General features: G+C 63.4%; 25 protein-coding genes and 1 tRNA gene. 8 read left to right on the top strand and 18 right to left on the bottom strand.

Features of this window, described 5'->3' with window-relative positions:
- Nucleotides 1-43: 43 nt before the first annotated feature.
- Nucleotides 44-120 (bottom strand) — tRNA-Met (locus tag DUGA2_RS10845).
- A 173-nt stretch (nucleotides 121-293) separates the two neighbouring features.
- On the opposite strand from DUGA2_RS10845, the gene DUGA2_RS10840 reads away from it, so the two are divergent.
- The 6 genes from DUGA2_RS10840 to DUGA2_RS10815 all read left to right on the top strand — a co-directional run bounded on the left by DUGA2_RS10840 (nucleotide 294) and on the right by DUGA2_RS10815 (nucleotide 7,157).
- A complete protein-coding gene (locus DUGA2_RS10840; protein ID WP_070269295.1) occupies nucleotides 294-869 on the top strand; it encodes an NUDIX hydrolase in 576 nt (191 codons plus the stop codon).
- Nucleotides 870-884: 15 nt separating this feature from the next.
- Complete coding sequence (gene aat / locus DUGA2_RS10835) at nucleotides 885-1,613, top strand: leucyl/phenylalanyl-tRNA--protein transferase (protein WP_070269294.1); 729 nt, start codon at nucleotides 885-887, stop codon at nucleotides 1,611-1,613.
- 74 nt (nucleotides 1,614-1,687) lie between these two features.
- Nucleotides 1,688-2,416, top strand: coding sequence for an arginyltransferase (locus DUGA2_RS10830; protein ID WP_070269293.1), 729 nt, complete (start codon nucleotides 1,688-1,690; stop codon nucleotides 2,414-2,416).
- A gap of 32 nt (nucleotides 2,417-2,448) precedes the next feature.
- On the top strand, nucleotides 2,449-3,489 hold the full coding sequence (locus DUGA2_RS10825) for a quinone-dependent dihydroorotate dehydrogenase (RefSeq protein WP_070269292.1): 1,041 nt from the start codon (nucleotides 2,449-2,451) through the stop codon (nucleotides 3,487-3,489).
- A 10-nt stretch (nucleotides 3,490-3,499) separates the two neighbouring features.
- Entirely contained in the window at nucleotides 3,500-4,546 is a 1,047-nt protein-coding gene (locus tag DUGA2_RS10820) for an aldo/keto reductase (RefSeq protein ID WP_070269291.1), read from the top strand.
- A gap of 229 nt (nucleotides 4,547-4,775) precedes the next feature.
- Nucleotides 4,776-7,157 (top strand): TonB-dependent siderophore receptor, encoded by a 2,382-nt coding sequence (locus tag DUGA2_RS10815; RefSeq protein ID WP_070269290.1) that lies wholly within the window; start codon nucleotides 4,776-4,778, stop codon nucleotides 7,155-7,157.
- 64 nt (nucleotides 7,158-7,221) lie between these two features.
- On the opposite strand, the gene DUGA2_RS10810 is transcribed toward DUGA2_RS10815, so the two are convergent.
- The 10 genes from DUGA2_RS10810 to DUGA2_RS10765 all read right to left on the bottom strand — a co-directional run bounded on the left by DUGA2_RS10810 (nucleotide 7,222) and on the right by DUGA2_RS10765 (nucleotide 16,439).
- A complete protein-coding gene (locus DUGA2_RS10810; RefSeq protein ID WP_070269289.1) occupies nucleotides 7,222-8,826 on the bottom strand; it encodes a methyl-accepting chemotaxis protein in 1,605 nt (534 codons plus the stop codon).
- Nucleotides 8,827-8,977: 151 nt separating this feature from the next.
- Entirely contained in the window at nucleotides 8,978-9,910 is a 933-nt protein-coding gene (locus DUGA2_RS10805; protein WP_070269288.1) for a CysB family HTH-type transcriptional regulator, read from the bottom strand.
- Nucleotides 9,907-10,977 (bottom strand): sulfate/molybdate ABC transporter ATP-binding protein, encoded by a 1,071-nt coding sequence (locus DUGA2_RS10800; RefSeq protein WP_070269287.1) that lies wholly within the window; start codon nucleotides 10,975-10,977, stop codon nucleotides 9,907-9,909. Before DUGA2_RS10800 ends, DUGA2_RS10805 begins: the two co-directional genes overlap by 4 nt.
- A gap of 4 nt (nucleotides 10,978-10,981) precedes the next feature.
- Nucleotides 10,982-11,884, bottom strand: coding sequence for a sulfate ABC transporter permease subunit CysW (cysW, locus tag DUGA2_RS10795; protein WP_070269286.1), 903 nt, complete (start codon nucleotides 11,882-11,884; stop codon nucleotides 10,982-10,984).
- Entirely contained in the window at nucleotides 11,884-12,756 is an 873-nt protein-coding gene (gene cysT, locus DUGA2_RS10790) for a sulfate ABC transporter permease subunit CysT (protein WP_008451469.1), read from the bottom strand. Before cysT ends, cysW begins: the two co-directional genes overlap by 1 nt.
- 110 nt (nucleotides 12,757-12,866) lie before the next feature.
- Nucleotides 12,867-13,640 (bottom strand): sulfite exporter TauE/SafE family protein, encoded by a 774-nt coding sequence (locus DUGA2_RS10785; RefSeq protein ID WP_070269285.1) that lies wholly within the window; start codon nucleotides 13,638-13,640, stop codon nucleotides 12,867-12,869.
- Between the two features lie 78 nt (nucleotides 13,641-13,718).
- Entirely contained in the window at nucleotides 13,719-14,357 is a 639-nt protein-coding gene (locus DUGA2_RS10780; RefSeq protein ID WP_070269284.1) for a peroxiredoxin, read from the bottom strand.
- A gap of 35 nt (nucleotides 14,358-14,392) precedes the next feature.
- On the bottom strand, nucleotides 14,393-14,950 hold the full coding sequence (locus tag DUGA2_RS10775; RefSeq protein WP_070269283.1) for an alpha/beta hydrolase: 558 nt from the start codon (nucleotides 14,948-14,950) through the stop codon (nucleotides 14,393-14,395).
- A 2-nt stretch (nucleotides 14,951-14,952) separates the two neighbouring features.
- The gene (locus DUGA2_RS10770; protein WP_070269282.1) at nucleotides 14,953-15,954 is read right to left on the bottom strand and encodes a sulfate ABC transporter substrate-binding protein; all 1,002 of its coding nucleotides are present in this window, start codon (nucleotides 15,952-15,954) and stop codon (nucleotides 14,953-14,955) included.
- A 101-nt stretch (nucleotides 15,955-16,055) separates the two neighbouring features.
- The gene (locus DUGA2_RS10765) at nucleotides 16,056-16,439 is read right to left on the bottom strand and encodes a diacylglycerol kinase (RefSeq protein WP_043482310.1); all 384 of its coding nucleotides are present in this window, start codon (nucleotides 16,437-16,439) and stop codon (nucleotides 16,056-16,058) included.
- A 103-nt stretch (nucleotides 16,440-16,542) separates the two neighbouring features.
- Between DUGA2_RS10765 and DUGA2_RS10760 the strand changes: the two genes are divergently transcribed.
- The gene (locus tag DUGA2_RS10760) at nucleotides 16,543-17,322 is read left to right on the top strand and encodes an IclR family transcriptional regulator (RefSeq protein WP_070269281.1); all 780 of its coding nucleotides are present in this window, start codon (nucleotides 16,543-16,545) and stop codon (nucleotides 17,320-17,322) included.
- On the opposite strand, the gene pbpG is transcribed toward DUGA2_RS10760, so the two are convergent.
- The 3 genes from pbpG to DUGA2_RS10745 form a co-directional block, all read right to left on the bottom strand.
- The gene (gene pbpG, locus DUGA2_RS10755; protein ID WP_008451476.1) at nucleotides 17,304-18,368 is read right to left on the bottom strand and encodes a D-alanyl-D-alanine endopeptidase; all 1,065 of its coding nucleotides are present in this window, start codon (nucleotides 18,366-18,368) and stop codon (nucleotides 17,304-17,306) included. The genes DUGA2_RS10760 and pbpG overlap by 19 nt on opposite strands.
- Nucleotides 18,369-18,518: 150 nt before the next feature.
- Nucleotides 18,519-19,214, bottom strand: coding sequence for a nitroreductase (locus tag DUGA2_RS10750; RefSeq protein ID WP_070269280.1), 696 nt, complete (start codon nucleotides 19,212-19,214; stop codon nucleotides 18,519-18,521).
- Between the two features lie 12 nt (nucleotides 19,215-19,226).
- Complete coding sequence (locus DUGA2_RS10745; protein WP_070269279.1) at nucleotides 19,227-20,135, bottom strand: DMT family transporter; 909 nt, start codon at nucleotides 20,133-20,135, stop codon at nucleotides 19,227-19,229.
- Between the two features lie 333 nt (nucleotides 20,136-20,468).
- Between DUGA2_RS10745 and DUGA2_RS10740 the strand changes: the two genes are divergently transcribed.
- Nucleotides 20,469-21,029: a phasin family protein gene (locus tag DUGA2_RS10740; protein ID WP_008451480.1), complete on the top strand. Its 561-nt coding sequence runs from the start codon at nucleotides 20,469-20,471 to the stop codon at nucleotides 21,027-21,029.
- Between the two features lie 121 nt (nucleotides 21,030-21,150).
- On the opposite strand, the gene DUGA2_RS10735 is transcribed toward DUGA2_RS10740, so the two are convergent.
- From DUGA2_RS10735 to DUGA2_RS10720, 4 genes are read right to left on the bottom strand one after another with little or no spacing between them, the layout of a single operon-like run.
- Nucleotides 21,151-21,873: an ABC transporter ATP-binding protein gene (locus tag DUGA2_RS10735; RefSeq protein ID WP_070269278.1), complete on the bottom strand. Its 723-nt coding sequence runs from the start codon at nucleotides 21,871-21,873 to the stop codon at nucleotides 21,151-21,153.
- On the bottom strand, nucleotides 21,873-22,643 hold the full coding sequence (locus tag DUGA2_RS10730; protein WP_008451482.1) for an ABC transporter ATP-binding protein: 771 nt from the start codon (nucleotides 22,641-22,643) through the stop codon (nucleotides 21,873-21,875). Before DUGA2_RS10730 ends, DUGA2_RS10735 begins: the two co-directional genes overlap by 1 nt.
- Nucleotides 22,644-22,654: 11 nt before the next feature.
- A complete protein-coding gene (locus DUGA2_RS10725) occupies nucleotides 22,655-23,872 on the bottom strand; it encodes an ABC transporter ATP-binding protein (protein ID WP_070269277.1) in 1,218 nt (405 codons plus the stop codon).
- Nucleotides 23,873-23,886: 14 nt separating this feature from the next.
- A complete protein-coding gene (locus DUGA2_RS10720) occupies nucleotides 23,887-24,816 on the bottom strand; it encodes a branched-chain amino acid ABC transporter permease (protein WP_008451484.1) in 930 nt (309 codons plus the stop codon).
- Nucleotides 24,817-24,915: the final 99 nt, after the last annotated feature.

The raw sequence follows: 24,915 nt of genomic DNA, 5'->3' as shown, positions 1-24,915 counted from the left end.
CGAAAAAGCCGCTGATACCTGACGGCATCAACGGCTTCAAATTTGGTTGCGGGGACAGGATTTGAACCTGTGACCTTCGGGTTATGAGCCCGACGAGCTGCCAGACTGCTCCACCCCGCGTCTGTATGTACGTATTATAGGGCAAATCCTTACGTTAGGCAATATTAATCCTGAAATCGGCCGCGATAGCCCGAATATATGTAGTTACCTATAGGCATAGGCCATGCCGCGCAGGCGACTATCGGTGTAAAGTAAGCACCGTGAGCCTACATAACGACTTGAGCTATCCCCCTATGAAATTCTGTTCCGAATGCGCCTCCCCCGTCAGCCTGTCCATCCCGGCCGGCGACAACCGCCCACGCTATGTATGCGGCAACTGCGCGACCATCCACTATCAGAACCCGAAAATGGTGCTGGGCTCCATCCCCGTGTGGGAAAGCGACGGCGAGCTGAAAGTCCTGCTGTGCAAGCGCGCGATCGAACCGCGCCACGGCTTTTGGACGCTGCCGGCCGGCTTCATGGAAAACAACGAGACCACCAGCGAGGCAGCCATCCGCGAAACGCAGGAGGAAGCCGGCGCCAACATCGAACTGGGCAAGCTGTTCACGCTGCTGAACGTGGCGCGCGTGCACCAGGTCCACATGTTCTACCTGGCCAAGCTGCTGGACCTGGACTTCGCACCCGGCGAGGAAAGCCTGGAAGTGCAACTGTTCACGGAAGCGGAAATCCCGTGGGACGACCTGGCCTTCCCCACCATCCGCACCACGCTGGAACTGTTCTTCGCCGACCGCGTCAAAATACGCGAGGGCGGCAGCTACGGCTTCCACACCCAGGACATCATCCGCAACATGCGTTCGGACTTGGCGTAAGGTGATGCTGTACCTATGATTCCCTGGCTAGATCCCGACAGCCCCTTCCCCGACGTCGCCGAGGCGCTGACCACCGACGCGCCCGGCCTGCTGGCGGCCGGCGCCGACCTGTCGCCGCAGCGGCTGCTGACGGCCTACCGCAACGGCATCTTCCCGTGGTTTTCCGAAGGCCAGCCCATCCTGTGGTGGAGCACCGATCCGCGCATGGTGCTGATGACACACAATTTCCGCATCTCGGACAGCCTGAAGAAAACCCTGCGCAAGGTCGAGCGCGAGATGGCCAGCGGCGGCCGCTGGCAGGTGCGCTTCGACACCGCCTTCGAACAAGTGATGCGCGCCTGCGCCGCGCCGCGCCGCGACGGCCCCGGCACCTGGATCTCGGAAGACATCATCGCCGGCTACACCGGCCTGCACAAACTCGGCTACGCCCACTCGGCCGAGTTGTGGCTGGACGGCCAGTTGGTCGGCGGCGCCTATGGCGTGTCGATCGGCCGCATGTTCTACGGCGAATCGATGTTCGCGCGCGTCACCGACGGCTCCAAGATCGCCTTGGCCTATCTGGTGCGCTTCCTGCGCGATCACGGCGTCGCGATGATCGATTGCCAACAGGAGACCGGCCACCTGGCCTCGCTGGGCGCGTCGCCGATACCGCGCGCGCAATTCCTGGCGCATCTGCGCAACACAATTGAATTGCCTCAGATCACCGAGTGGGAACCCATTGCACCGCTGGCTGCGGACAGTTAAGCTAAAGGTGGCGAGCGCCGCTGCGAAAGTGGCGCTATCATAGGTCTAAACAAACCGCCCCCGATAGGACGTGCATGACGCACCTGAACGATCTCCCTTTCGCGACGCTGCAGTTTTACACCACGGCGCCCTACCCTTGCAGCTATCTGGACGCGCGCCAGGCGCGCTCGCAGGTGGCAACGCCTTCGCACCTGATCAACGCCGACGTTTATTCCGAACTGGTCAAGAACGGCTTCCGCCGCAGCGGCATCTTTACATATCGACCATATTGCGACGGCTGCCAGGCCTGCATCCCGGTGCGCGTGGTGGCCGACCAATTCGCGCCCAACCGCGGCCAGCGCCGCGCGTGGAGCCGGCATGGCGACCTGATGGCGGGCGTCGCCACGCTGTCCTTCTCCGACGAACACTACGACCTCTACCTGCGCTACCAGAGCAAGCGCCACGCCGGCGGCGGCATGGACCAGGACAGCCGCGACCAGTATGCGCAATTCCTGCTGCAAAGCCGCGTCAACACGCGCCTGGTGGAGTTCCGCGAACCGGACGGCACGCTGCGCATGATCAGCATCATCGACGTGCTGTCGGACGGGCTGTCGTCGGTCTACACCTTCTTCGATCCCGATGTCGAGGGCGCGTCCTACGGCACCTTCAACGTGTTGTGGCAGATCGCCCAGGCGCGCGAACTGAAGCTGCCCTACGTCTACCTGGGCTACTGGATCAAGGAAAGTCCGAAAATGTCCTACAAAACCAACTTCAAACCGCTGGAGGCGCGCATCAAGGGCGTGTGGAGCGTGCTGGACGCCTGATAAAATACGGGGAACGTCAACCTGAGCTCCCCATGTCCGAAAAATTCCTGTACTCGCTGGCCCGTCCGATGTTGTTTTCGATGGACGCCGAAGCCGCGCACCATTTCACCCTTCCCGCACTCAAGCGCGCCGCCGCGCTCGGCCTGACCAAACTGGTCAAGCAGCCCAAGGCCGATCCACGCACCGTGATGGGCATTACGTTTAAAAATCCGGTCGGCCTGGCTGCCGGCCTGGACAAGGACGGCGCCTACATCGACGCGCTGGCCGACCTGGGCTTCGGCTCGATCGAAGTGGGCACCGTGACGCCGCGCGCACAGGCGGGCAATCCCAAGCCGCGCATGTTCCGCCTGCCGGAAGCGCACGCCATCATCAACCGCATGGGCTTCAACAACGGCGGCGTCGACGCCTTCGTCGCCAACGTGCAATCGTCGCGCTTTTACCAGGACAAGGCCGGCGTGCTGGGCCTGAACATCGGCAAGAACGCCGACACGCCGATCGAACGCGCCACCGACGACTACCTGCACTGCCTGGAAAAAGTCTACCCTTACGCCGGCTACGTGACGGTCAACATCTCTTCGCCGAACACCAAGAACCTGCGCCAGCTGCAAGGCGGCTCGGAACTGGACGGCCTGCTCGGCACGCTGAAGGAAGCCCAGCTGCGCCTGGCCGACCAGCACAAGCGCTACGTGCCGCTGGCCCTGAAGATCGCGCCGGACATGGATGGCGACCAGGTCAAGAACATCGCCGACGCGCTGCTGCGCCACAAGATCGACGGCGTCATCGCCACCAACACCACGCTGAACCGCGACGCCGTCACCGGCATGCTGCACGGCGCCGAGGCGGGCGGCCTGTCGGGCGCGCCGGTGTTCGAGTTCTCCAACACCGTGATCCGCCTGCTCAAGGCCGAGCTGGGCGATGCCCTGCCCATCATCGGCGTGGGCGGCATCATGCGCGGCGCGGATGCCAAGGTCAAAATGGACTGCGGCGCGCAACTGGTGCAGCTGTACAGCGGCCTGATCTACGCAGGCCCGGCGCTGGTGCGCGATTGCGCGGACGCCGTGCGCGGCAAATAAGGGAGCGGCCATGCAGCAGACTCGACTTGGAACGAGCGACCTCAGCGTCAGCAAGATCTGCCTGGGCACGATGACCTTCGGCGAGCAGAACACCGAAGCCGACGCCCACAGCCAGCTGGACTACGCGCTGGAGCGCGGCATCAACTTCATCGACACGGCGGAAATGTATCCGGTCATGCCACGCGCGGAAACGCAGGGCGCGACCGAGCGCTACATCGGCAGCTGGCTCAAGAAGACGGGCGCGCGCAGCAAGGTGGTGCTGGCCACCAAGGCCGCCGGCCCGAATGCCAACATCAGCTGGGTACGCGGCGGCAAGCAGAACTTCGACGCCGCCAATCTGCGCGCGGCGGTCGACACCAGCCTGCAGCGGCTGCAAACCGACCATATCGATTTATACCAATTGCACTGGCCCAGCCGCAACGTGCCGATCTTCGGCGCCAGCGCCTTCAATCCCAGGCTGGAGCGCGCCAGCGTGGCGATCGAGGAAACGCTGGCCGCGTTGGGCGAGCTGATCAAGGAAGGCAAGATCGGCGCGATCGGCGTGTCCAACGAATCGTGCTGGGGCGTGAACGAGTTCATCAAGCAGTCCGAGATGCAGGGCTTGCCGCGCATCGCCACCATCCAGAACCTGTACAACCTGACCGCGCGCCACTACGAAACCAGCCTGCTGGACGAGACCTGCTTCCGCGAGAACGTCAGCCTGCTGGCGTACAGCCCGCTGGCTTTCGGCCAGCTGACGGCCAAGTACCACGACGACCCGAAAGCCCACGGCCGGCTGACGCTGTTCCCGCCGACATGGAGCCCGCGCTACCTGCGCCCGCAGGTGCTGGAAGCGGTGGCGCAGTACGCCAGGCTGGCGCGCGAGCACGGCATCACGCCGACGCAACTGGCGCTGGCGTGGTGCTACTCGCGCTGGTTCGTGGCCTCGACCATCATCGGCGCCACCACGCTGGCGCAGCTGAAGGAAAACATCGACGCCTACAGCCTGCAACTGCCGCCCGAAGTGCTGGCCCAGGTGGACGCCATCCACGCCCGCATCCCCAATCCCGGCCAGTAAAACTTTGGGGTCAAGTCTGACATTTGGACACGAGCTCTGCCGTAACGCGAGGTTACGGCAGAGCTCGTGTCCAAATGTCAGACTTGACCCCAGCAGTTGCCCCCAGCAGTAAAACAACAGTCCCCTGCACGTTATCCAAATCTTGAATATCATTAGACGTAACCATTCGTGGGCAGCAAGCTTGCGCACTGGTAAGCTTTCCTCATCACCAACGTAGAAAGACCGTCTAATGAGCACTCGCCGCACAGTCCCCCGCATCGCCCGCCCCCTCCTGCTCAGCAGCCTGATCGCCACCGTCGTCATTCCCGCCTTCGCCCAGCAAGCCGTCGCCGACGGCGAACTGCAGTCCGTGGTCGTCACCGGGACTTACGCCAAGAACCGCCGCACCATCGATTCCGAATCGCCGGTCGACATCATCGGCGCCAAGGAATTGCAGGCGAGCGGCTCGTCCGAACTGGCGACCGTGCTGGGACGCCTGCTGCCGTCGATGAACTTCCCGCGCCCGTCGGGCGCCGACGCCAGCGATGCGGTGCGCCCGGCCCAGCTGCGCGGCCTGTCGCCGGACCAGACACTGGTGCTGGTCAACGGCAAGCGCCGCCACACCTCGGCGGTGGTCAACGTCAACGGCACCCAGGGCCGCGGCTCGGCGCCGGTGGACTTGAACGCGATCCCGCTGGCGGCCATCGACCACATCGAAGTGCTGCGCGACGGCGCGGCGGCCCAGTACGGCTCCGACGCGATCGCCGGTGTCATCAACATCATCCTGAAAAAAGGCGCGTCCGGCGGCGAGGCCGAAGTGGGCTTCGGCGAATACCAGAAGCGCGACGGCAAGGCCATCACCGTGCGCGGCTCCACCGGCTTCAACCTGGGCGACCAGGGCTGGGTGCGCGTGGCGCTGGAAGCGGCCGACCGCGATCCGACCAACCGCGCCGGTCCCGACCTGCGCAATCCGGCCGAGCCGCGCTACGGCAAGGTCAACCAGCGCTTCGGCGATCCCGAGACCCGTCCGCGCACCGTGTTCGTCAACAGCCAGTACCGCGTCAACGACGATATCGACTGGTACGCCTTCGCCAACTACGGCCAGCGCAACACCTCGGCCGCCGCCACCTGGCGCACCGCGCTGAACGGCTCGGCACAGCGCACGCCGCTGTACCCGGAAGGCTTCCTGCCGCTGGAGAACAGCGAGTCGACCGACACTTCGCTGGTGACGGGCTTGCGCGGCGAAGCGCGCGGCTGGCGCTGGGACGCCAGCCTGAACTACGGCAGCAACGAATTCCAGCTGGACCTGGACCACACCGTCAACCAGACGCTGGGCGCCGCCAGCCCGACCCACTTCTACGCGGGCAAGCTGAAGAACACGCAGCAGCTGTTCAACTTCGACATCGCCAAGGAATATCCGGTGGCTGCCTTCAGCGGCCCGCTGACGGTGGCGCTGGGCGTCGAAGCGCGCCATGAGAAGTACGAGATCGGCGCCGGCGACGAGGCGTCCTACATCGGCACCGGCGCGCAGGGCTTCTCCGGCTTCCGCCCTATCAATGCCGGCAGCAACAGCCGCCACAACGAATCGATCTACGCCAACCTGGAAGCGGAAATCACCAAGCAGTTCTCGGCCTCGGGCGCGCTGCGCCACGAGCGCTACAGCGACTTCGGCAGCACCACCTCGGCCAAGGGCTCGGCGCGCTACGCCTTCTCGCCCGACTTCTCGCTGCGCGGCACGGCCTCGTCCGGCTTCCGCGCGCCGTCGCTGGCGCAGCAGTTCTACACCATCACCACCACCAACTTCTCGGTGGTCAACGGCGTCAACACGCCGATTGAAACCGGCACCTTCGCCGTCGGCAGCGCCGCCGCATCGGCGCTGGGTGCGACCCCGCTGAAAGCCGAGAAAGCCCGCAACTACAGCCTCGGCGTGCAATGGTCGCCGACCCGCAACTGGAACACCACGGTCGACGCCTACCGCATCGACATCGACGACCGCATCGCGCTGTCGGCCAATATGACGCTGTCGCCGGCGCTGCAGGCGGCGCTGGCCAAGCAGGGCATCCTGGTGGGCGCCGGCCGCTACTTCACCAACGCCATCGATACGCGCACCACCGGCGTCGACGTGGTCAGCACCTACCGCTGGGACAGCAAGGATGCGGGCCGCTACGACTTCACCGCGGCCTACAACCACAACAAGAATTCGCTGGAGCACGTGAACGACAACCCGGCCATCCTGAGCGCCAACGGCCTGACGCTGATCGACCGCCAGACCATCAACCGCATCACGGTGGGTTCGCCGAAGGACAAGTTCAGCCTGGCGACCGACTGGGCGCTGGGCGACTGGGGCGCGCGCGGCGTGGTGACGCGCTACGGCAGCTTCACCGTACCGCAGAACAATGCGACGCTGGACCAGGTGTACAACCCGCAGTGGGTGCTGGATCTCTCGGGCAGCGTCAAGCTGAACAAGAACTGGCGCCTGAGCGCGGGCATCGACAACGTGACCAACCGTTATCCGGACCAGGTCACGTCGGCGGGCAACCTCAACAACAACGGCATCAATCCGTACAGCGGCTTCGCGCCGAACGGCTTCAACGGCCGCTACTACTACGCCAAGGCTGGCTACAGCTGGTAAGCGCTAGCCACCCCGCGCGGCAAAGGGGTCGGACCCGCAGGGTCCGACCCCGGTCTGTCCGGGTTCAGGCAGCGGCCAATTGCCGCAGATGTTGACGCGGCGCCGACGGCTGCCCGGCCAGCTTGAACACGCTGACCGCCTGCGCCAGCATGTCCGCCTGCTCGCGCATGCTTTGCGCGGCGGCGGCGGCTTCCTCCACCAGCGCCGCGTTCTGCTGCGTCACATCGTCGATCGACACGATGGCTTGATTGACCTGTTCTATCCCCGTGCTTTGCTCGCTGCTGGCGGCGCTGATTTCCGTCATGATGTCGGCCACCTGCTTGACCGATTTGACGATGCCGTCCATCGTCGCGCCGGCCTCGTCCACCAGCACGGCGCCGGCATCGACCGTCTGCACCGAACGCGCGATCAGCTCCTTGATTTCCTTGGCGGCGCTGGCCGAGCGTTGCGCCAGCGTCCGCACCTCCGAGGCCACCACCGCGAAACCGCGTCCCTGCTCGCCCGCGCGCGCCGCTTCCACCGCCGCGTTCAAGGCCAGGATATTGGTCTGGAAGGCGATGCCGTCGATCACACTGATGATATCGACAATCTTGCTTGAGCTTTCCTTGATCGCGCCCATCGTGGTGACGACCTGGCCCACCACCTGTCCGCCCTTGGTGGCGAACTCGGATGCCGCCACCACCAGCTTGGTGGCCTGGCGCGCGTTCTCGGCGTTCTGCGTCACGGTCGACGTCAGTTCCTCCATCGACGACGCGGTCTCCTCCAGGCTGGAGGCCTGCTGCTCGGTGCGGCTGGACAAGTCCAGGTTGCCGCTGGCGATCTGATGGGAAGCGGTGGCGATCGTGTCCGTGCCCGAACGCACCTGGCCGACGGTGCGCGCCAGGCTGTCGTTCATGTCGATCAGCGCGCGCAGCAGCAAGCCGGTTTCATCGGTGGTGTCGCACTCCATGCGCATGGTGAGGTCGCCGCCCGCCACCGCCTGCGCCATGCCGACGGCGCGGTTCAGCGGCTGCGTGATGCTGCGCGTGATCCAGTACAGCACCCACGAAGCCAGCGCGACGGCGGCCACGGTCAGCATGATCATCATGTTGCGCGAGCTGGCGTAGGATTGCTGGGCCACGGTGCTGGCGTCCTCGATCGAGGCATTCTGGAATTTGACCAGTTCGGTCAGGGCATTCAGGTAGGCGGTTTGTTCCTTGCGCACCGTGGTCAGCAGATAGTTGACCGACTCTTCGCGCTTGCTGTCGTCGGCCGACATCTTGAGAAAGCTGGTCTGCACCACCGTGTATTTGTCCCGCGCTTCCAGCACGGCTTGCAGCTTGGCCTTGCTTTGCGGGTCTTCGTCGTCGGCGATCAGCGTGGCCAGCTTGTCGAGGCGGGTGGCGTTGTCGGCCTTGCGTTTTTCCACGCGCTCCAGCTCGGCCTTGATCACTTCGGGGTCCTTGGACAGCATGGCGTTGCGCATGGCGCGCGCCACATCGTTCAGGCCGCCGATGGTTTCGTAGGCCAGGATCACCTTGGGGATCTTGTCGGCCGCGAGATCCTGTGTGTTGTTATTCAACTTGCCAAGATTGCCTATGCCGATCACGGAGATTCCAACCATGAACACCATCGACACGCCCAGGCCGGCGGCAAGCCGGGCCCCTATCTTCCAGTTTCCGATACCCATTTACGTGCTCCCCAGAGTAAGACCAACGGACTTAAATTCTTGGTTGCTGCAAACTAGTTATGAGTTTTAGTATAGGGTCAATTAGCCGTGCCTGATGGAAAAAATTCGCAGACTGTTAGGTGGCCGCCACACGTGCGCGGCGGCCGCCGGATCAGGATAGATCCCCGCCGCTCAAGGCCGCGTCGATATCGGCGCGGGTCAGGTCCGGGGCGAATTGCTGGATGAAGTGGTAGGCGTAGGAGCGCAGATAGGCGCCGCGCCGCACCGCCAGCCGCGTGGTGTTTTGCGCGAACAGGTGCGATGCTTCCACTGCGCGCATGCCCTTGTCGCGGCCATGGTCGAAGGCCATCGAAGCGACGATGCCCACACCCAAACCCAGCGACACATACTGCTTGATGACGTCCGAATCCATCGCCGTCAGAACGATGTCGGGCTTGACGCCGGCCTGCGCGAACGCCGCGTCGATATGGCCGCGCCCGGTGAAGCCGACGTCGTAGGTAATCAGCGGGAACTCGGCCAGGTCTTCCAGACGGATCGGCGAGCGCGTCAGCAGCGGATGGCCGTCCGGCACCACGATCAAATGGCTCCAGCGGTAGCAAGGGAAGGACACCAGGTCGGGGAACTGCGACAGGCCCTCGGTGGCGATGCCGATGTCGGTCTTGCCGGACAAAATCCATTCGGCGATGTGCTCTGGCGCGCTCTGCTGCAGGGCGATGCGCACGTCGGGATAGGCTGCGCGGAAACCTTGCACCACTTTGGGCAGCGCGTAGCGGGCCTGCGTGTGGGTGGCGGCCACGCTCAGCGTGCCGCTCTGCTGGCCGGTATATTCCAGGCTGGCCTGCTGCAGATTCTCGGCCTCGATCAGCAGGCGGTCGATGATCTTCAGAATGCCCTTGCCCGGCTCGGTCATGCCGGTCAGGCGCTTGCCGTTGCGTTCGAAAATCACCACGCCCAGTTCGTCTTCGAGCTCGCGGATCTGGCGGCTGACGCCGGGCTGCGAGGTGAACAGCGCATTCGCCACCTCGGTCAGGTTGTAGCCGCGACGGGCCGCTTCGCGGATGGACCGCAGTTGTTGGAAATTCATATCGATACTCCACCATCAACAAATACATGCAGGCGCTTGGGACGCACCACCAGGGTTTCGCCTTCTTTCAGTTGCAGATGGCTGTAACGTTCATTCGACATCACCGCTTCGATCAGCTCGGCGGTATCGCTGCGCTCCAGATCCAGCTGGGCCAGCGGGCCGATCGCGTGCGCGCGGCGCAGCTTGACCACGATGCCTTCCGCGCCCGGCGTGTAGCGGTCGATCTCCAGGTCGTGCGGGCGCACATAGGCCGTGCCCTTGCCGTCGGCCGAGGGCTGGCCCGGCACGGTGAAGGAGGCGTCGCCGCTGGCCAGGATGCCGTCCTGCACGCGGCCGTGGAACATGTTCACGTTGCCGAGGAAGCCGTACACGAAGGGCGAGGCCGGATGGTTGTAGACCTCGTCCGGGGCGCCGATCTGCTCGACGTTCCCTTTGTTCATCAGCACCACCTGGTCGGCCACTTCCAGCGCCTCTTCCTGGTCGTGGGTGACGAAGATCGAGGTCACGTGCAGCTCGTCGTGCAGGCGGCGCAGCCAGCGGCGCAGTTCCTTGCGCACCTTGGCGTCCAGCGCGCCGAACGGTTCGTCCAGCAGCAATACACGGGGTTCAACAGCCAAGGCACGCGCCAGGGCGATACGCTGCCGCTGGCCGCCCGACAGCTGCGGCGGATAGCGGTCGGCCAGCCAGTCCAGCTGCACCAGCTCCAGCAAGTCCTTGACCTTGCGGCGGATCTGCTCTTCCGACGGCCGCTCGGCGCGCGGCTTGACGCGCAGGCCGAAGGCGACGTTTTCGAATACCGTCATGTGCTTGAACAGCGCGTAGTGCTGGAACACGAAGCCGACCTGGCGCTCGCGCACGTGGCGGTGCGAGGCATCGCTGGCGTCCAGCAGCACCTGGCCCGAGTCCGGATGTTCGAGGCCGGCGATGATGCGCAGCAGCGTGGTCTTGCCGCAGCCGGAAGGACCGAGCAGCGCGGTCAGTTCGCCCTGCGGGAAATCCAGCGACACATTGTTCAGGGCGACGAAATCGCCGAAGCGCTTGTTGATGTTTTTAACTTCGATAGTCATGGCATTACTCCGTTGGACGCTTGTCGTCGGCGATGGATTCGTTGAGGCGCCAGGCGATAAAGGATTTCAGGGCCAGCGTCACCAGCGCCAGCAGGGCCAGCAGCGAGGCCACGGCAAAGGCGGCGGCAAAGTTGTATTCGTTGTAGAGGATCTCGACCTGCAACGGCACGGTGTTGGTCTCGCCACGGATGTGGCCGGACACCACCGACACCGCGCCGAACTCGCCCATGGCGCGGGCGTTGCACAGGATCACGCCGTACAGCAGGCCCCACTTGATGTTGGGCAGCGTGACGCGGCGGAAGGTGTCCCAGCCGGACGCGCCCAGCACGATGGCGGCCTCTTCCTCTTCGCTGCCCTGCGCCTGCATCAGCGGGATCAGCTCGCGGGCGACAAACGGGAAGGTGACGAAGATGGTGGCCAGCACGATGCCCGGCACGGCGAACAGGATCTTGACGTCGTGCGCCTGCAGCCACGGGCCGAACCAGCCCTGCGCGCCGAACAGCAGCACGTAGATCAGGCCGGAGATCACGGGCGACACCGAGAACGGCAGATCGATCAGCGTCAGCAGGATGCTCTTGCCGCGGAACTCGAACTTGGCGATGCACCACGAGGCGGCCACGCCGAACACCAGGTTCAGCGGCACGGCGATCGCGGCCGTGATCAGCGTCAGCTTGATGGCCGAGATCGCGTCGTCCTCGATGATGGCGGCCACGTAGGCTTGCCAGCCCTTGCGGAAGGCTTCGGCGAACACGGCCACCAGCGGCACGAACAGGAACAGCGTCAGGAAGGTCAGCGCGACGGCGATCAGCGCGATGCGCACCCAGCCCGGCTCCAGCGTGTGCGGAGCCGACGGCAGCTCGCCACGGCGGACAGGTGTAGTGGGAATAGTTGTAGAAGCAGCGCTCATTATTTACCCGACTTTCCGCGAGCCCAGGCTTGCAACAGGTTGATGGTCAACAGCATGATGAAGGACACCACCAGCATCACCACCGCGATGGCGGTGGCGCCGGCGTAGTCGTACTGCTCCAGCTTGGTGATGATGAACAGCGGCGTGATTTCCGACACCATCGGCATATTGCCGGCGATGAAAATCACCGAGCCGTACTCGCCGGTGGCGCGCGCGAAGGCCAGCGCGAAGCCGGTCATCAGCGACGGCAGGATGGTCGGGAACACCACGCGGGTGAAGGTCTGCAACGCATTGGCGCCCAGGCTGGCGGCGGCCTCTTCCAGCTCGCGCTCGGCGTCTTCCAGCACCGGTTGCACGGTGCGCACCACGAACGGCAGGCCGATGAAGGTCAGCGCCACCACCACGCCGACCGGCGTGAACGCCACCTTGAAGCCCAGCGTGCCTTCGAGGAAGCGGCCGAACCAGCCGTTGGCCGAATACAGCGCGGTCAGCGTGATGCCGGCCACGGCGGTCGGCAGCGCGAACGGCAGGTCGACCAGCGCGTCGATGATGCGCTTGCCGGGGAACTCGTAGCGCACCAGCACCCAGGCGACGATGCCGCCGAAGATGACGTTGATGAAGGCGCCCAGCAGCGAGGCGCCGAACGTCAGTTTGTAGGAGGCCATCACGCGGGCCGATGTCACGGCGCTCCAGAAACCTTCCCAGCTCAGCGTGAAGGTCTTCAGGAACACGGCCGACAGCGGGATCAGGACGATCAGCGTCAGGTAGAAAATGGTGAATCCCAGCGACAGCCGGAAACCCGGCATGACGCGGAATGGCGCGCTCCGGGCGGCAGCGGGTGCCGTGGCGGACGCAGCGAGAACTGCTGACATGGTTGCTCCCTTATTACAAATTCTTCTATAAGGGCTGCATGTTCTCATCTGTGCTTCATATTACAAACGAAGCATTTTTCATTTAGTTAGACGCGGAAGCTATATACCGCTCAGGACACCAGCTTGGCGGCGACCGCGACCAAAGTCAGCGCCAGCAAGCCGCGCAGCAGGCGCTCCGGCACGGCGCGGGCGGCGTAGGCGCCGATGGTGATGCCGGGCAGCGAACCGACCAGCAGAGTCAGCAGCAGGCTCCAGTTGATCGAGCCCAGCCACCAGTGGCCGACGGCGGCGATGGCCGTCAGCGGCACGGCGTAGGCGATGTCGGTGCCGGCCACTTCGGCCGAGGTCAGGCGTGGATACAACATCACCAGCAGCGTCGCGCCGATGGCGCCGGCGCCGATGGAGGAGATCGTCACCAGCGTGCCCAGCACGGCGCCGGAAACGACCGTGGCGATGACCAGCGCCCTGCCCTGCAACTGGCGCTCGGGATGGGCGGTGATCCAGGCCAGCATCTTGCGCTTGAACAGCAGGGCGACCACGGTCAGCAGCACGGAACCGGCGATCATGTAGCGTATCACCTGGCCGATGTCTTTACTGAGGGTGCCGAAATGCTTGAGGAACAGGCTGGCCACCAGGGCTGCGGGCAAGGCGCCCAGGCAGAGCCGGCGCACGATTTCCCAGTGCACCGTGCCGCGCATGCGGTGGGTGAAGGTGCCGACGCCCTTGGTCAGCGAGGCGAACGCCAGGTCGGTGCCAACCGCCACTGCGGGCGAGACACCGAACAACAAGGTCAGCAGCGGCGTCATCAACGAGCCACCGCCAACGCCGGTCATGCCGACCAGCAGGCCGACCGCGAAACCAGATGCGACAAACGACAAATCCATGCAATTCCCCAAGAGTAGATCGCAGAGTACCTACTCTTGGGAAATATCCAAACAACGGATTGCTTATTTGCTTATGCGTTATTTATTCGGCTGAGGTGTTACGCGGAGGTAAGGTTTGGCCGCGGTGAAGCCCTTGGGATACTTTTGTTTCAGTACATCAGGGTCTTGCACGGTCAGCGGGATGATGACGTCGTCGCCATCTTTCCAGTTGCCCGGGGTGGCCACGGTGTAGCCGTCGGTCAGCTGCAGGGCGTCGATAACGCGCAACACTTCGTCGAAATTGCGGCCGGTGCTCATCGGGTAGGTGATGCTCAGGCGGACCTTCTTGTTCGGGTCGATGACGAACAGCGTGCGCACGGTGGCCGTGGTCGAGGCGTTCGGGTGGATCATGTCGTACAGCGCGGAAACCTTGCGGTCTTCGTCGGCGATGATGGGGAAGCCCACCACGGTGCCCTGGGTCTCTTCGATGTCGCTGATCCAGGCCTGGTGCGATTCGGCCGGGTCGACCGACAGCGCGATGGCCTTGACGTTGCGCTTGTCGAATTCAGGTTTCAGCTTGGCGGTCAGGCCCAGCTCGGTCGTGCACACCGGCGTGAAATCGGCCGGGTGCGAGAACAGCACGACCCAGGAATCGCCTGCCCACTCGTGAAAGTGCAGCTTGCCGATGGAGGAATCTTGTTCAAAATCAGGGGCATTATCGCCCAGTCGTATCGTCATGGTGTGCTCCAGGGGGAAAGAAAAGGGACCGGTTTTCAGCCGGCCGTCAGCCTGCTATTCTGCGCCTTTTCTGCTAAAAAATACAAGGTTTCCAAACCTTCAGGCCAATCGCCCAGGCCGGACTCGGCATTGATGTGGCCCAGCGGCCCGCCGTTGATGAAGCGGCTGCTCCAGCGCCGCGCCCACTGCTCGGCGCGCGGCGCCGCCATCCACGGGTCGCTGGTGCTGCCGACCAGGATGGACGGCACCGGCAGCGCCTGCTGCGGCAGCTGCGCCGCCACGCCGAACTTGTCGGGATCGGCGGGCGCCACCAGCAGCACGCCGGCCACGCCGGACGGATCGCGCGCCACGCTGTGCACGGTGGCCAGGCTGCCGAAGCTGTGGGCGACGATCAGCGTCGGACGCGGATCGCCGCCGCGCACCTGGTCGACCCGCGCCGACCAGCGCGGCAGGTCCGGCTGGTCCCAGGCATCCTGCCCCACCCGCTCGAACCAGGGGAACAGGCGCTGCCAGCGGCTTTGCCAGTGCTCCGGTCCGCTGTTATGCAGACCGGGCGCAATCAGCACGCGGAACCGGGCCAGTACATCGTCCATGATTACTTGGGCTGGTAGATCTGGTCGAACAGGCCGCCGTCGGCGAAGTGGGTCTTCTGCGCCTTGGTCCAGTCGCCGGCCACGTCGGACAGCTTGAACAGCTTGACGGCCGGGAATTGCGCGGCGTATTTCTTCGCTTCCTTCTCCACTGCCGGACGGTAGTAGTTCTTGGCGATGATTTCCTGCGCTTCATCGGTGTACAGGAAGTTCAGGTAAGCCTCGGCCACCTTGCGGGTGCCGCGCTTGTCGGCCACTTTGTCGACCACGGCCACCGGCGGCTCGGCCAGGATGGAAACCGACGGCGCGACGATGTCGAACTTGGTCGGGCCCAGTTCCTTGATCGCCAGCAGCGCTTCGTTTTCCCAGGCGATCAGCACGTCGCCGATGCCGCGCTCGACGAAGGTGGTGGTGGCGCCGCGCGCGCCGGAATCGAGCACCGGCACGTTCTTGTACAGCTTGCTCAGGAAGTCCTTGGCCGAGGCTTCGCTGCCGCCCGGCAGGCGCAACGCGTAGCCGTAGGCGGCCAGGTGGTTCCAGCGGGCGCCGCCGGAGGTTTTCGGATTCGGGGTGATGACGGCGACGCCAGGCTTGACCAGATCGTTCCAGTCCTTGATGCCTTTAGGATTGCCCTTGCGCACCAGGAACACGATGGTCGAGGTGTAAGGCGTGCTGTTGTGCGGCAGCTTTTTCTGCCAGTCAGGCGACAGCAGCTTGTGTTCGGCGATGGCGTCGATGTCGTAGGCCAGCGCCAGCGACACCACGTCCGCTTCCAGGCCGTCGATCACGGCGCGGCCCTGCTTGCCGGAACCGCCGTGCGACTGCTTGATTTTCAGCGTGTCGCCGGTCTTGGCTTGCCAGCTCTTGGCGAAGGCGGCGTTGACGTCCTGGTACAACTCACGGGTCGGATCGTAGGACACGTTGAGCAAAGAGATTTCAGCCGCCAAGGCTGGAGCGACGGCGGTGACGGCGAGAATAGCAGCAGCAATGATTTTCTTGGACAGCATTTTTTGGTTCCCCTTGTAGTGAAGGTCTCCAGATTAAGGCTGTCCTTTATAAATGAGAACTAAGCTTTTAGCAGTTTAATATACACAAACCTTATATGCGCTCAGTAAAAGCGATTGAACAGCACCACGCCCCAGGCGCCGGCCGCCAGCAGGCAGGTCAGCAGCACGGCGGCGCTGCCGAAATCCTTGGCGTTCTTGGACAGCGGGTGGCGCTCCAGCGACACGCGGTCAACCACGGCTTCGATGGAGGAGTTGATCAGTTCCACGATCAGTATCAACATCAGCACGCCGATCAGCACCAGTTTTTCGAACGCCGAGATGCGCAGCGCCAGCGCGATGATGGTGCCGACCGCGAACAGGCTCACTTCCTGGCGGAAGGCATGCTCGTGCTTCCAGGCCGATTTGAAGCCGTCGATGGAGTACAAAAAGGCCGAAAAGATACGTTTCAGGCCGCTCTTACTCTTGAATTCGCTCACTGGTTCCATGAATATGCCGCAAAAATAGAATGTATCATTATGCATCAATTCCACTTTTTTTCACATTATGGTATAACGTAGCTATCGCATACTGCACCGCACCAACCACATCATGAAAATCGAAACAGTTCCCGAGCAAAAGACCACGATCCAGGTGATCGAGCGCATGGTGGCGCTACTCGATGCGCTGGCCAAGTATCCTGACCCTGTGAGCCTGAAGGAATTGTCCAAGGTCTCCGGGCTACACCCCTCTACCGCCCACCGCATCCTCAACGATATGGTGCTGACGCGCTTCGTCGACCGCATCGAACCGGGCACCTACCGGCTCGGCATGCGGCTGCTTGAACTGGGCAATGTGGTCAAGAGCCGGCTGTCGGTGCGCGAGGCGGCGCTGGATTTCATGCGTGCACTGCACAAAAAAACCCAGCAGACCATCAACCTGTCGGTGCGCCAGGGCGACGAGATCGTCTATATCGACCGTGCGTTCTCGGAACGCTCGGGCATGCAGGTGGTGCGCGCCATCGGCGGCCGCGGTCCGCTGCACCTGACCTCGACCGGCAAGCTGTTCCTGTCGGTGGACGAGCCGAAAGCCATCCGCGCCTACGCCACGCGTACCGGACTGGCCGGCCACAACAAGAATTCGATCACGGATTTGACCAAGCTGGAGCGCGAGCTCAGCCTGGTGCGTTCGCGCGGCTATGCGCGCGACAACGAGGAGCTGGAACTGGGGGTGCGCTGCATGGCCGCCGGCATCCACGACGACAGCGGCAAGCTGATTGCCGGGCTGTCGATCTCGGCGCCGGCCGACCGTCTGCAGGACGAGTGGCTGGAAGACCTGGTGACAACCGCCAACCAGATCTCCGCCACGCTCGGTTACATCCCGGTCGAGTAAGACGGCGAGCTGAGGCCGGCCGGCTTCAGCGCCTCCAGCCATTTGCGCATGCGGCCGGCATCGGCCGTACGCGACTGCTTGCCCTTGGAATCGAGGAACACCATGATCACCGAGCGGCCTTCGATCACCGCCTGCATCATCAGGCAGCGTCCCGCTTCGTTGATGAAACCGGTCTTCTGCAGGCCGATCGCCCAGTCCGGGCTGGCGACCAGGTGGTTGGTGGTGCCGAACTGCATAGGACGGCCATTGGTTTCGATCATGGCCTTGGCGTCGGTCGAGTACTGGCGCAGGATGGGCTGCTGATACGCGGCCATCGCCAGCTTGGCCAGGTCGCGCGCGCTGGCCACATTCATTTTCGACAGGCCGCTGGAATCGACGTAATGGGTGTCGACCATGCCCAGCTCGCGGGCCTTGGCGTTCATCGCCTCGACAAACGCCGGCTTGCCGCCCGGGTAGTTGCGGCCCAGCGCCGAGGCGGCGCGGTTTTCCGAGCTCATCAATGCGACATGCAGCATATTGGCGCGGGTCAGCTGGGTGCCGACCTTCAGGCGCGAGCTGCTGAATTTTTCGCGGTCGACGTCCTCGTCGGTGACGGTCAGCATTTCGTCCATGTCCTGCCGGGCTTCGACCACGACCAGGCCGGTCATCATCTTGGTGATCGAGGCGATCGGCAGGGCGACGTTGGAATTCTTCTCAAACAACACTTCGGAGTTGGCCTGGTCCAGCACCAGCGCCACGTTCGATTTCAGGTCCAGCGGATCGCGCGTCATGTTCAGGCCGGCCAGGTCGCCCATGGTCGGCACCGGCGGCGCGGCCGCGATGATGCGCTGGTAGACCACCTTGCGGCGGCCATTGACCTTGATCACGCGCTTGACCACGCGCTCCCCTGCTTCGGCTGCGGCGACGCGTACCGGCTGGCGGGCCTTGCCCTTCTTCACCTGGTGTTTTTTCGATGCGGCGCCATCGGCAGCCTGGGCAGGCGTGGCGGTGACGGCGGTGGCGGCAAACATCAGCGAAATGAGCGCACTGAGAGCGAGTTTATACATTCATATCCCCGAAAAAAACGGCCTGGGCAAAGAGCCCAACACCTGTTGCAGTGTAGCAAAACGCTGACCAAGCGCAAGCAAATTTAACATAGTCGGCATCGATGGTTGCGTCGACGCAATATGGTCCCGTAGGTTTTCAACAAGCTAGTTCTAATCGACAAATTTAACAAATTCTTCGACCGGCATACGGTCCGTGATCAAAGTATTCTCGATTTTCGATGGATCGGCGTAACCGAGCGCCATGCCGCACACCACCGTTTCCCGCTCCGGCAGGTCCAGCACCTCACCGATGATCCGATGATACTGGGTAAATGCCGCCTGCGGGCAAGTATCCAGCCCGCGCGCGCGCGCCGCCACCATGATGTTCTGCAGAAACATGCCATAGTCCAGCCACGAGCCCTGCTCCATGATGCGGTCGATGGTGAAGATCATGCCCACGGGGGCGCCGAAAAACTCGTAGTTGCGGCCGTGCTGGGCGGCCATGCCGGCCTTGTTGTCGCGGGTCAGGCCCAGCAGCGCGTACAAGTCCCAGCCCACCTTGCGGCGCCGCTCGATGAAGGGCGAAACCCACTCGCGCGGATAGTAGGCGTATTCCTCGGTGTGCAGCTTGGCCTGCTCCGCATCGTTGTGCGCGGCCAGGATGGCCGACGACAGCTGCTGCTTGCGCTCGCCTACGAGCACGTAAACCTTCCACGGCTGGGTGTTGGTGCCGGACGGCGCCCGCGCCGCCACCTGCAGGATTTGCGCAATATCCTCGCGCGCCACGGACTGCGGCAGGAAGGCGCGGATCGAACGGCGGCCGGTGATGGCGGCGTCCACCGCTTGCTGGTCGGAAGTGGAAATCATGTGCACTCGCTTTTATCTGGTTTTCTTGACGACAAATATCACACCCATCACCGCCAGCGCCATCCCCGCCATGCCGAGGGCGTTGAAAGCTTCGCCGAACATCAGCCAGGCCATGACGGCGGTGGTCGGCGGGGTCAGGTACAACAGGCTGGTGACTTGGGTGGCGTCGCTGCGGCGTATCAGCGCGAACAGCAGGAAGATGGCGCCTATCGACAAGCCCATCACCGACCACAGCAAGGCGCCGACGAAGCGCGGCGTCCACTGCACCGCAGCAAATTCCGGCGTCCAGCCTTCGAAGATGATGGCCAGCGGCAGCACCACGACCAGCGAGGCGGCGAACTGGATCACGGTGCCGGTGCGCAGGTCGAAATGCGGGCAATAACGTTTTTGATACAGGGTGCCGGCGGTCATCGACAGCAGGGCCAGCACGCACAGCAGGATGGCGTCGGTCGACAGGCCCACCAGCTTGATCTTGGCGGCCACCACCAGCGCCACCCCGCCCAGGCCGAATACCAGGCCCAGCCATTGTCGCGGCCGCACTTTTTCGCCGATCAGCGGCGCGGCGAAGGCGGTCAGGATGGGTTGCATGCCGACGATCAGCGCCGACAGCCCGGCCGGCATACCCAGCTTGATCGCGCACCAGACGCCGATCAGGTAGCCTGCCTGCACCAGCAGCCCGGCCACGGCGATCTGCCAGATCCTGCCACGCGGCCACGGCGCTTTCAGCAACACCACGGCCGGCACCAGGAACAGCAGCACGCCCAGGAAGCGCAGCACCAGGAAGGTCAGCGGCGGCGCATACGGCAGGCCGAACTTGGCGACGATGAAGCCGCTGCTCCACAACAGCACGAAAAACAAGGGCAGCGGCGACAGCAAGGAAGCGTGTTTGGCGGCCGCGGCGGTGCTTGGGGTGTTGGGCATGGATGACGGCGAAAACTGACTTGCATCAAGAAAGGAAATCGGCGCCGTTGTGCGGCGCCGACTCAACAGGATGCAAGTCTATCACGCCGGGCGTTTTGCCACCGCCCCAGCCCCTTGCAGCCCGCATTTTCCTTATGGAAATTGTTTCCAAAGGCTAGACTCGGTTCTTTGATGCAATGCACAAAAAATCGCTTGACTTAATTTTTGAAGGCCGTAAAATCGGGTTTGTTGCGTTGCACAATTTGTTGTTCGGTCTGAAACGTGGATAGTCTGTTTCGCACCGGCTGTAGAAACAGCAGTACCTAATCAATGACTACTTTCCTGGAGAAATAAATGTTTTCAATCCCTGAGCAATTTTCCAATGCGACCAAAGCTAACTTTGAAGCTCAATTCGCGATTTTCTCGGCCCTGACCAACAAAGCGTTCGAAGGCGTGGAGAAGTTCGTCGACCTGAACCTGACCGCTGCTAAAGCATCGCTGGAAGAGTCGTCGATCACCACCAAGCAACTGCTGTCGGCTAAAGATCCACAAGAATTCTTCTCGCTGGCTTCGGCACAAGCCCAGCCTAACGCAGAAAAAACCATCGCCTACGGCCGTCACCTGGCGACCATCGCTTCGAGCACCGGCGCTGAATTCAGCAAAGCTGCTGAAACCCAGATCGCTGAGACCAACCGCAAAGTCATCTCGCTGGTGGAAGAAGTGAGCAAGAACGCTCCAGCAGGTTCGGAAAACGCAGTGGCCATCCTGAAATCGGCCATCGGCAACGCCAACGCCGGCTACGAGCAGTTCGCCAAGACCGCCAAGCAGGCTGTCGAGTCGATCGAATCGAACCTGACCTCGGCCGTGAACCAGTTCACCGCTGCCGCCGCTAAAGCTGCTCCAGCCAAGAAGTAATCGAGGAACACCGGCGCGGTAGGGCGCCGGCTCCAATAAAAAAAGCCGTGTGTGCTTGCGACGCTCAAGATCGTCGCAAGCACACACGGCTTTTTTCATCCGGGGTCAGGTCCCCGGATTCTTATTCGCCGAGGTAGGCGGCCTTGACGCGCGGATCGTCCAGCATGTCCTTGGCGTTGCCGGTCATCGTGATGTGGCCGGAATCCATGACATAGCCGCGGTGCGCGGCCTGCAGCGCCAGCTTGGCGTTCTGCTCCACCAGCAGGATCGTGATGCCTTCTTTCGAGACGTTGCGGATCACCTCGAAAATCTTCTCGACCATGATGGGCGACAGGCCCATCGACGGCTCATCCAGCAGCAACAGCTTGGGATGCGACATCAGCGCGCGCGCCATCGCCAGCATCTGCTGCTCGCCGCCCGACAGGGTGCCGGCCATCTGCGCCGCCCGCTCCTTCAGGCGCGGGAACACGTCGAACCACCTGGCGATGTCGGCCTCGATGCCGGCCTTGTCGTCGCGCGTGTAGGCGCCCATCATCAGGTTTTCCTGGATCGACATGCGGGTGAACACGCCCCGCCCTTCCGGCACCATCGCCAGCTTCTTCTCGACCAGGTGGAAGGACTTGCTGCCCTTGAGCGACTCGCCCATGTAGCTGACCGTGCCCTCGACCTTGCAAGGCGGCAGCGTGCCGGTGATGGCTTTGAGCGTGGTGGTCTTGCCGGCGCCGTTGGCGCCGATCAGCGCCACCAGCTCGCCCTGGTTCACTTCCAGGTCGATACCCTTGACGGCCTTGATGCCGCCGTACGCGACTTTCAGTCCCGATACTTTAAGAACGTTGTCGCTCATTAGTGCGATCCTCCCAGGTAGGCGTCGATCACCGCCTGATTGCTTTGGATTTCAGCCGGCAGGCCCTCGGCGATCGGCTTGCCGTATTCCAGCACCATCAGCCGGTCGCACAAGCCCATCATCATCTTGACGTCGTGCTCGATCAGCAGCACGGTCTTGCCTTCGTTCTTGATCTTGACCAGCAGCTCGCGCAGCGCCAGCTTCTCGGTGGCGTTCATGCCTGCCGCCGGTTCATCCAGCGCCAGCAGTTGCGGGTCGGTGGCCAGCGCGCGGGCGATTTCCAGGCGGCGCTGGTCGCCGTAGGACAGGAACTTCGACGTGCGGCTGGCGAACTGGCCGATGCCGACGAAGTCCAGCAGCTCCTGCGCGCGCTTGCGGATAGACGCCTCTTCCTCGCGCGCCGCCTTGTGGCGGAACACGGCGCCGAACACGCCCTGGTGCGAGCGCACGTGGCGGCCGACCATGACGTTTTCCAGCGCGGTCATCTCGCCGAACAGGCGGATGTTCTGGAAGGTGCGGGCGATGCCGGCCTTGGCCACCGCGTGCGGCGCCGACGGCGAATACGGCTTGCCGGCCAGCTCGAAGGTGCCGGTGTCCGGCTGGTACAGGCCGGTGATGACGTTGAAGAAGGTGGTCTTGCCGGCGCCGTTGGGGCCGATCAGGCCGTAGATCTGGCCCTTCATGATCTTGATGCCGACATCGGTCAGCGCCTGCAAGCCGCCGAAGCGCTTGTTCACGCCGGCGATGTTCAGAATTACTTGTTCGCTCATGTGTCTATCCCTCAGGCCGCCACAGTGCCGGACGATTGATCTTTGGTGTCGGAGTCGCCGTCGGGACGGTCTTCATGCTTGGGCGCGGGCCACAGGCCGGCCGGGCGGTTCAGCATGATCAGCACCATCGCCAGGCCGTACAGCAGCTGGCGCAGCACTTCGGCCTCGATCAGCACGTGGCCGAACAGCTTCTGCTGCAATGGCTCGACCACGTGGCGCAGCACTTCCGGCAAGGCCGCCAGCAGCGCGCCGCCCATGATGACGCCCGGGATATGGCCGATGCCGCCCAACACCACCATCGCCAGCACGGCGATCGATTCGGTCAGCGAGAACGATTCCGGCGAGACGAAGCCCTGGAACGAGGCGAACATCGCGCCGGCGATGCCGCCGAACGAGGCGCCCATCGAGAAGGCCAGCAGCTTGACGTTGCGGGTATTGATGCCCATCGCCTTGGCGGCGATCTCGTCTTCACGGATGGCGACCCAGGCGCGGCCCAGGCGCGAATGCTGCAGGCGCGAGGTGACGAACACCACCGCCACGCACAGGAACAGGAACAGGAAGTAATACGCGTTCACCGACGGCATCGAGAAACCGCCGATCACCACGTTCGCGCGCGACCCCGCCTCGCCCGCCAGGTTGACGCCGAACACCCGTATCGGGTCGATCAGGTTGATGCCCTGCGGGCCGTTGGTGAAGTTGATCGGCTCGTTCAGGTTGTTCATGAAGATGCGGATGATCTCGCCGAAGCCCAGCGTCACGATGGCCAGGTAGTCGCCGCGCAGTTTCAGCGTCGGCGCGCCCAGGATGGCGCCGAACAGGCCGGCCAGCGCGGCCGCCAGCGGCACGATCAGCCACACCGACAGGTGGATGCCGTTCTGCTGGATGTCCGGTCCCAGGATCGCCACCAGCGAGTTGCCGATGACCGGGTATTCGTTGATCATCGACTCCAGCAGCGCCGCGAATTGCGGCGAGGCCAACAGGCCGGTCATATAGGCGCCCACCGCGTAGAACGCGATGTAGCCCAGGTCCAGCAAGCCGGCGAAGCCGACCACGATGTTCAAGCCCAGCGCCAGCATGATGTACAGCAGCGCCATGTCGATGATGCGGACCCAGGAGTTGCCGAACTGCGAGGCGACGAACGGGAAGATCAGCAAGCCGATCAGCACCACAGCCATGCTGCTGTAGGCCTTGCGCGGGTTGCGGGTAGTGTCGAAATTCAGAATGGCCATATCAGTTCCTCCGCTTAGGCACGGTCCGCGACGCGCTCGCCCATGATGCCGGACGGACGCACCGTCAGCACGATGATCAGCACGACAAAGGCAAAGATGTCCTGATAGTGGCTGCCGAGGAAGCCGCCGGTCAGGTCGCCGATGTAGCCGGCGCCCAGGCTCTCGATGATGCCGAGCACGATGCCGCCCAGCATGGCGCCGTAGATGTTGCCGATGCCGCCCAGCACCGCGGCGCAGAAGGCTTTCAGGCCCGGCAGGAAGCCCATCGTGAACTGCACCGACGCATAGTTGGCGCCCCACATCACGCCGGCCACGGCGGCCAGCGCCGCCCCCAGCGCGAACGTGGCGACGATGACCTTGTTGGAATCGACGCCCATCAGCCCGGCGACGCGGGGATTCTCGGCGGTGGCGCGCATCGCGCGGCCCATCTTGGTTTTTTCCACCAGCACCACCAGGCCGGCCATCGAGATCAGGGCCAGCGCCAGCAACAGGATCTGGGTCGGCGAAATCAGCGCGCCGCCGATGGCGACCGGGTCGGATGGCAACAGTTGCGGGAAGGACAGCGGGTTACGGCCCCAGATCATCATTGCAAAGGTGTTGAGCAGGGTCGACACGCCGATCGCGGTGATCAGCGGCGCCAGGCGCGGCGCGTTGCGCAGGCGGCGGTAGGCGACGCGCTCGATGATGATGTTGACGATCATGCATACCGGAATGGCGCCGCCGATGGCGATCGCCAGTTTGACGTAGCCGGGCAGGTCCGGCGCATACTGATTGAGAAGGTTGAGGATGGTCAGGCCGGTCATCGCACCGATCATCAGCACATCGCCGTGGGCGAAGTTGATCAGGTTCAGCACACCGTACACCATGGTGTAGCCCAGCGCGACCAGTGCGTACATGCTCCCGAGCACAAGTCCGTTAATAATTTGTTGGATAAAAGTATCCATGAAGAGCGCCTTTACTTTTATGTTATGCCTGCACATCCGGCTCATGTAACAAAAACGGCACCCGGAGAGGTCTCCGTAGTGCCGCCGTTGACTACGCGT

The organism is Duganella sp. HH101, from assembly GCF_001758795.1.
In the GTDB taxonomy this organism is placed as follows: domain Bacteria; phylum Pseudomonadota; class Gammaproteobacteria; order Burkholderiales; family Burkholderiaceae_D; genus Rugamonas; species Rugamonas rivuli.
Note: the sequence above shows the minus strand (reverse complement) of the source record. Positions and strands in the feature narration are given on the sequence as shown.

What these genes read in the sequence shown, in the direction of transcription:
- DUGA2_RS10840 (WP_070269295.1), top strand. Translation starts at nt 294, where the DNA reads ATGAAATTCTGTTCCGAATGCGCCTCCCCCGTCAGCCTGTCCATCCCG.
- aat (WP_070269294.1), top strand. Translation starts at nt 885, where the DNA reads ATGATTCCCTGGCTAGATCCCGACAGCCCCTTCCCCGACGTCGCCGAG.
- DUGA2_RS10830 (WP_070269293.1), top strand. Translation starts at nt 1,688, where the DNA reads ATGACGCACCTGAACGATCTCCCTTTCGCGACGCTGCAGTTTTACACC.
- DUGA2_RS10825 (WP_070269292.1), top strand. Translation starts at nt 2,449, where the DNA reads ATGTCCGAAAAATTCCTGTACTCGCTGGCCCGTCCGATGTTGTTTTCG.
- DUGA2_RS10820 (WP_070269291.1), top strand. Translation starts at nt 3,500, where the DNA reads ATGCAGCAGACTCGACTTGGAACGAGCGACCTCAGCGTCAGCAAGATC.
- DUGA2_RS10815 (WP_070269290.1), top strand. Translation starts at nt 4,776, where the DNA reads ATGAGCACTCGCCGCACAGTCCCCCGCATCGCCCGCCCCCTCCTGCTC.
- DUGA2_RS10810 (WP_070269289.1), bottom strand. Translation starts at nt 8,826, where the DNA reads ATGGGTATCGGAAACTGGAAGATAGGGGCCCGGCTTGCCGCCGGCCTG.
- DUGA2_RS10805 (WP_070269288.1), bottom strand. Translation starts at nt 9,910, where the DNA reads ATGAATTTCCAACAACTGCGGTCCATCCGCGAAGCGGCCCGTCGCGGC.
- DUGA2_RS10800 (WP_070269287.1), bottom strand. Translation starts at nt 10,977, where the DNA reads ATGACTATCGAAGTTAAAAACATCAACAAGCGCTTCGGCGATTTCGTC.
- cysW (WP_070269286.1), bottom strand. Translation starts at nt 11,884, where the DNA reads ATGAGCGCTGCTTCTACAACTATTCCCACTACACCTGTCCGCCGTGGC.
- cysT (WP_008451469.1), bottom strand. Translation starts at nt 12,756, where the DNA reads ATGTCAGCAGTTCTCGCTGCGTCCGCCACGGCACCCGCTGCCGCCCGG.
- DUGA2_RS10785 (WP_070269285.1), bottom strand. Translation starts at nt 13,640, where the DNA reads ATGGATTTGTCGTTTGTCGCATCTGGTTTCGCGGTCGGCCTGCTGGTC.
- DUGA2_RS10780 (WP_070269284.1), bottom strand. Translation starts at nt 14,357, where the DNA reads ATGACGATACGACTGGGCGATAATGCCCCTGATTTTGAACAAGATTCC.
- DUGA2_RS10775 (WP_070269283.1), bottom strand. Translation starts at nt 14,950, where the DNA reads ATGGACGATGTACTGGCCCGGTTCCGCGTGCTGATTGCGCCCGGTCTG.
- DUGA2_RS10770 (WP_070269282.1), bottom strand. Translation starts at nt 15,954, where the DNA reads ATGCTGTCCAAGAAAATCATTGCTGCTGCTATTCTCGCCGTCACCGCC.
- DUGA2_RS10765 (WP_043482310.1), bottom strand. Translation starts at nt 16,439, where the DNA reads ATGGAACCAGTGAGCGAATTCAAGAGTAAGAGCGGCCTGAAACGTATC.
- DUGA2_RS10760 (WP_070269281.1), top strand. Translation starts at nt 16,543, where the DNA reads ATGAAAATCGAAACAGTTCCCGAGCAAAAGACCACGATCCAGGTGATC.
- pbpG (WP_008451476.1), bottom strand. Translation starts at nt 18,368, where the DNA reads ATGTATAAACTCGCTCTCAGTGCGCTCATTTCGCTGATGTTTGCCGCC.
- DUGA2_RS10750 (WP_070269280.1), bottom strand. Translation starts at nt 19,214, where the DNA reads ATGATTTCCACTTCCGACCAGCAAGCGGTGGACGCCGCCATCACCGGC.
- DUGA2_RS10745 (WP_070269279.1), bottom strand. Translation starts at nt 20,135, where the DNA reads ATGCCCAACACCCCAAGCACCGCCGCGGCCGCCAAACACGCTTCCTTG.
- DUGA2_RS10740 (WP_008451480.1), top strand. Translation starts at nt 20,469, where the DNA reads ATGTTTTCAATCCCTGAGCAATTTTCCAATGCGACCAAAGCTAACTTT.
- DUGA2_RS10735 (WP_070269278.1), bottom strand. Translation starts at nt 21,873, where the DNA reads ATGAGCGACAACGTTCTTAAAGTATCGGGACTGAAAGTCGCGTACGGC.
- DUGA2_RS10730 (WP_008451482.1), bottom strand. Translation starts at nt 22,643, where the DNA reads ATGAGCGAACAAGTAATTCTGAACATCGCCGGCGTGAACAAGCGCTTC.
- DUGA2_RS10725 (WP_070269277.1), bottom strand. Translation starts at nt 23,872, where the DNA reads ATGGCCATTCTGAATTTCGACACTACCCGCAACCCGCGCAAGGCCTAC.
- DUGA2_RS10720 (WP_008451484.1), bottom strand. Translation starts at nt 24,816, where the DNA reads ATGGATACTTTTATCCAACAAATTATTAACGGACTTGTGCTCGGGAGC.